At 64.8% G+C, this 5,604-nt stretch carries 4 protein-coding genes; 3 read left to right on the plus strand and 1 reads right to left on the minus strand.

Features of this window, described 5'->3' with window-relative positions:
* Positions 1 to 424, minus strand: a 424-nt coding sequence (locus Q7U29_RS10975) for a heavy metal-binding domain-containing protein (RefSeq protein WP_370691737.1), incomplete at its 3' end; no start/stop codon positions are given.
* Between the two features lie 24 nt (positions 425 to 448).
* Here Q7U29_RS10975 and Q7U29_RS10980 point away from each other — a divergent pair.
* The 3 genes from Q7U29_RS10980 to Q7U29_RS10990 all read left to right on the plus strand — a co-directional run.
* A complete protein-coding gene (locus Q7U29_RS10980; RefSeq protein WP_304741273.1) occupies positions 449 to 724 on the plus strand; it encodes a metal-sensitive transcriptional regulator in 276 nt (91 codons plus the stop codon).
* 694 nt (positions 725 to 1,418) lie between these two features.
* Positions 1,419 to 3,035: an efflux RND transporter periplasmic adaptor subunit gene (locus Q7U29_RS10985; RefSeq protein ID WP_370691736.1), complete on the plus strand. Its 1,617-nt coding sequence runs from the start codon at positions 1,419 to 1,421 to the stop codon at positions 3,033 to 3,035.
* A 24-nt stretch (positions 3,036 to 3,059) separates the two neighbouring features.
* The coding region (locus Q7U29_RS10990; RefSeq protein WP_304741277.1) for an efflux RND transporter permease subunit at positions 3,060 to 5,604 on the plus strand (2,545 nt) is incomplete at its 3' end.

Below are 5,604 nucleotides of genomic sequence, written 5' to 3' on the forward strand. Positions count from 1 at the left end.
GTTCGGGATTGGGCGGCGTATCGAGGCTGGCCACTTCAGGCTCCAGCGCCATGCCGCAGATCGGGCAACTGCCGGGGCCGACCTGGCGAATCTGCGGATGCATCGGGCAGGTGTAGATGGCGCCTTCCGGCGCTTGGGTCTCTCGGGCCTTCGGCTTGTTGCCGCCGAGATAAGCCTTGGGGTCGGCTGCGAATTTGGTGCGGCAGCCGGCCGAGCAGAAATAATGGGTGTCGCCCTGGTGATCGAACCGATGCTTGGCAGTCGCGGGATCGACCGTCATGCCGCAGACGGGGTCGCGCATGGTTGCGCCGCCGCCGGCATGGTGGCCGTGGTCATGGCGAGCGTGATCGTGCCCCCCGCCGCAACAGCTGCCTGCGTTCGCGTGTTCGGCCATTCGATATCTCCAGTTCCGCTTGCAACCTATACCCGGTAGGGGTATATAGACGCCATGCGAAAAGACATCAAGGCTTCCTGTCAAAAGCGTCTCGGCCGGATCGAGGGCCAGGTCCGCGGCCTGGCCAAGATGGTCGACGAGGACCGCTACTGCATCGACATCGTCACGCAGATTTCGGCAGTGCGAGCCGCACTTCGGCGCGTCGAGGAAGAAGTGTTGCGTGATCACGTGTCACATTGTGTCGAACACGCGATCAGCAGCGGCAACAAGACCGATCAGCGCGAGAAGATCGCGGAATTGATGGCCGTCATCGGCCGGTCCGATCGGTGATCCAGATCACGGTTGTGACCATGCATTTACCGCAATTTGAACCACTGTTCCTTTCGCTCGAACCGTATGCTAATAGCTGCGCATGACCACGACCGGCACACTGTTGCGGATAATTGGGGCGGCGATCCTCTTGATCGCCGTTCAATTCGCGTCGGTCGTAGCCAACGCCCATGTCGGTCATGGTCACGCGTCTGATGGTCACCATGTTCAGGGGCACCATCAAGGACTTGGTACTCAAGGACTTGGCACTCAAGCACTTGGCACTGCCGCCGGCATCGCCGATTCGGCTTCTTCCGATGCGACCGCGCGAACCCTGCCCGCCGCGCAAGCCGAGGCTACGTTCCAGAATGCGCCGGGCGCACAGCCTTCCGACTCCGACGCCTGTGTGATGGGCTGCTGCAGCTGTACGGGGTGCTGCGCAGCCGCGCTGGCCGCGGTTTCGCCCCACCTTCCGCCCAGGGCCTGCTCGCCGCGCATCGGCTTTACGCGCGCACTTTCCGTGTCTGGTATGGACCCAAGAGGTCTGCGCAAACCCCCTCGATCCCTCGCCTGAGTAACGACATCCCCGCGCTCCTGCCTCGGCAGGCCAGCCGCGCGATGAAGCTTCTTTTCAGGTGAGGATTTTTCAATGCGCTTCTTGCTTCGTGCCGTGCTTTGCGCGGCGGCTCTTGCTTCCTTTTCGGGAGGCGGATCGTTGCTGGCCCATGACGGTCACGACCATGGCGCGCCGCCACCGGCACCAGCAGCGGGCTCGAATCTCGCGCCCCGCACGGAAGCCGTCTCGGAGCATTACGAGCTGGTCGCAATCGCCCGTGGCGGCGATCTCGTCATCTACCTCGACCGCTTTGCAACCAACGAATCGGTGGATGGCGCCAGCATCTCCGTCGAGACATCGGCGGGCCCGGAACCCGCGCGCGCCGCGGCGAACGAGCCTTACCGGCTGAGCGCGCCCTGGACCGCCAAACCGGGTTCCTATGACCTGATCTTCACGGTCAGCAAGGACGGCATCGACGATGTGCTGTCCGCGACGCTGGTCATTCCGCCGGAAGATCCCGGCGCAAAGGCCGCAACCGCTTCGCTGTCGGATATCGCCGGCGGAATTCGCGAGCTTTCCTCTCGCTATGTCCCGACGGCGCTGATGGCCGGGCTCGGAGGCTTTGCCGCGGGCATCGTCGTCATGTCGTTGATGTGGCGACGGAACCGGGCGGCGATGGTCCTCATCCTCGCCGGAATGCTCGCCATGTTCGTTGGCGCCGCGCGCGCCCATGATGGCGATGACCATGGCGCGTCTGATAATTCGAACCCGACCGTGCGCGACCTGGCGCAGCGGCTGCCCGACGGCGGCGTATTCGTGCCCAAGAGCATCCAGCGAATCCTCGCCATCCGCACCGTCCAGATCGAATCGGCGGCGCATCGGGCCGCGCTGGAATTGCCGGGACGCATCATTCCCGATCCGAACGCCAGCGGATTCGTTCAATCGTCGGTCGGAGGCCGCCTTTCGCCCCCGTCGAACGGCTTTCCGCGGCTGGGAACGCCGGTCAAAAAAGGCGATGTCCTCGCTTATATGACGCCGCCGCTGCAGGCGATCGACGCCTCCGACATGCGCCAGCGGCAAGGCGAACTCGACCAGCAGATCACCATCGTGGAGCGCCGGCTGGCGCGCTACGAAACGTTGGTGCCGAGCGGCGCCATTGCCCGCACCCAGCTGGAGGATACCAGGACGGAGCTGCAAGGCCTCAAGGAGCGGCGCGGCTCGCTCGACAAATCGCGCCGCGAGCCGGAAGAACTGATCGCGCCGGTCGACGGCATTATTGCCGAAGGCACCGTCGTCGCCGGGCAGATGGCCCAATCCAACGCCGTCATCTTCCATATCGTCGATCCGAGCCGGCTGTGGGTGGAAGCACTCAGCTATGACACGCTTGCGGGAGTCCAGAGCGCAGTGGCCCGGCTGAGCAACGACCGCATTTATCCGCTCGCCTTCCGCGGCGCCGGTTTCGCCGGCCGCAATCAGTCGATCCCGGTTCAGTTCGCGGTGCAGGGCGACGTCGCGGGCCTGCGTGCCGGTCAATTCGTCACCGTGCTTGCCACCACGGATGAGGAGAAGACCGGCTTCGCCGTTCCGCGGGCAGCGTTGGTGCGCAACGCCAGCGGCCAGGACGTGGTCTACGAGCATGTCGCGGCGGAACGTTTCGAGCCGCGCCCGGTGCGGGTCGAACCGCTCGACGGCGATCGCGTCTTCATCGCCACCGGGCTCGCCGCGGGCAAGCGCCTCGTCGTCCAGGGCGCCGAGTTGCTTGGCCAAGTGCGCTGACAAGGGCGCTGAGGAGAACGATCAATGTTTCGCTTTCTCGTCACACAGTCGCTGCGCAATCGCCTGATGGTGCTGGCGGCCTCAGCCGTGCTGGTGCTGCTCGGAATCTTCAGCGCCAGCCGGCTCCCGGTCGACGTCTTTCCCGACCTCAACAAGCCGACCGTCACCATCATGACCGAATCCGAGGGCCTGGCGCCTCCGGAGGTCGAACAGCTCGTCAGCTTTCCAATCGAAACCCAGATGAACGGCGTGCCCGGGGTGACGCGGGTGCGCTCGGTTTCCGGCGTCGGGCTCTCGATCGTCTATGTCGAGTTCGACTGGGGCACCGACATCTATCGCAACCGTCAGCAGATCGCCGAGCGGCTTTCCCTGATCAGGGCCCAGCTGCCGCCGAACGTGGTCCCGCAGATGGGGCCGATCAACTCGATCATGGGACAGGTCGTGCTGGTCGCGATGACCAGCGACAGGGCATCCGCGATGGAAGTCCGCGAGGCCGCCGACTTTACGCTGCGCCCACGGTTGCTCTCGATCCCGGGCGTCGCCCAGGTGATTCCAATCGGCGGCGAAGTCCGCCAGTATCGCGTCGCGCCGAATCCGCCGGCGCTGCGCAGCCTCGGCGTCACCTATGAGCAGGTCGAACAGGCGCTGACCCAGTTCGGCGTCAACACCGGCGGCGGGTTCACCGACCAGCATTCGCGCGAATATCTGATCCGGAATATCGGACGAACCACCAATCTGGACGACCTCCGCAGCGTGGTGGTGGCGCAGGTCAATGGCGGACCGGTGTTTCTGCGCCAGGTCGCGTCAGTCGAATTCGCGCCCAAGGTGAAGCGCGGCGAGGCCGGCTACATGGGCAAGCCGGCCGTCATCGTCTCGGTCGAGAAGCAGCCCAACGTCGATACCATCGCGCTGACCCGCGAGATCGAGCGGGCCCTGAAGGAGATCACGGCGGCGTTGCCGCAGGGCATCAAGGCCGACCAGGTCGTGTTCCGCCAGGCCGACTTCATCGAGACGTCGATCCGCAACGTCGAGCAGGTGCTGATGGAAGCCGGTCTCGTCGTCGCCATCGTGCTGTTCGCGTTCCTGCTGAACTGGCGGACCACGTTGATTTCGCTGACCGCGATCCCGGTCTCGATCCTGGCCACGGCCACGATCTTCTACTTCGCCGGACTCTCCATCAACACCATGACGCTGGGCGGTCTCGCCATCGCGCTCGGCGAACTGGTCGATGACGCCGTGGTCGATGTGGAGAACATCTTCAGGCGCCTGCGCGAAAATCGCGCGCTGGAGCATCCCAGGCTGGTTTTCGACGTGATCGTATCGGCTTCGCAGGAGGTCCGGTCCGGCATCGTCTATGCGACAGCGATCATCGTGCTGGTGTTCGTGCCGCTGTTCGCGCTGTCGGGAATCGAGGGCCGGCTGTTCGCCCCGCTGGGCCAGGCCTATATCATCTCGATCCTCGCCAGCCTCGCGGTCTCGATCACGCTGACGCCGGTCATGGCCTACTACATGCTGCCGCAACTGAAGCGCCTGGATCATGGCGACAGCGCCCTGGTGCGCCTGCTCAAGCGCGGCAACGCGGCCCTGCTCGAGCGTGCCTTTCGCCATCAACGCGCGCTGATGGCCGTTACGGTGCTCGCCGTGGCGATCGCTGCGATCGCGGCCTCGCTGCTGCCGCGCGCGTTCCTGCCGCCCTTCAACGAAGGCACCTTCACCATCAACATGCTGTTCAACCCGGGGATCTCGCTGGCGGAATCCAACCGGGTCGGCCTGATTGCCGAGCGCATCCTGATGGAGGTACCCGAAGTCAGGACGGTCGGGCGCCGGACCGGGCGCGCGGAACTGGATGAGCATGCCGAAGGCGTGCATTCCTCCGATCTCGAAGTGAATCTCGAGCCATCCTCGCGAACCAAGGTGGATGTGATCGCGGAGATTCGCTCGCGACTGGCGGTTCTCCCGGCCTCGATCAATGTGGGCCAGCCAATCTCGCATCGGCTCGATCATCTGCTGTCCGGGGTTCGCGCCGAGGTGGCGCTGAAGATCTTCGGCGACGATCTGGACGCATTGCGCGCGTCGGCGGAAGCCATCCGCATCAGGATGGCAGCCATCCCCGGGATCACGGATCTGCAGGTTGAGAAGCAGGTGCTGATTCCCCAGCTCGAGATCCGGGTCGATTACGGCCGCGCCGCGCTCTATGGCGTGCAGCCGGCCATCGTCATCGAGCAGCTCAGCCGTCTCTCGAACGGGCGGGTGGTGTCGCGCGTCGTCGATGGCTACCGCAGGTTCGACGTCACCATGCGACTGCCCGACCGACTCAGGACCACGCAAAGGCTGGGAGACCTGCTGATAGAGACCCCGGCCGGCTGGGTTCCGGCGCGGCAGCTGGCCGATATCAAGGAAACCGAGGGGCCGAATCAGATTCTGCGCGAGAACGGGCGCCGTCGCGTGGTGGTGCTGGCCAATACCACCGGGACCGCCGACATGGCGAAAATCGTCGAATCGATCCGGGAGGTGACCGCGTCGACAAAGCTGCCTGAAGGGTTCTACACGCGGCTCGAAGGCACGTTCC

It is taken from the genome of Bradyrhizobium sp. (assembly GCF_030654605.1).
Taxonomy (GTDB): Bacteria; Pseudomonadota; Alphaproteobacteria; order Rhizobiales; family Xanthobacteraceae; genus Bradyrhizobium.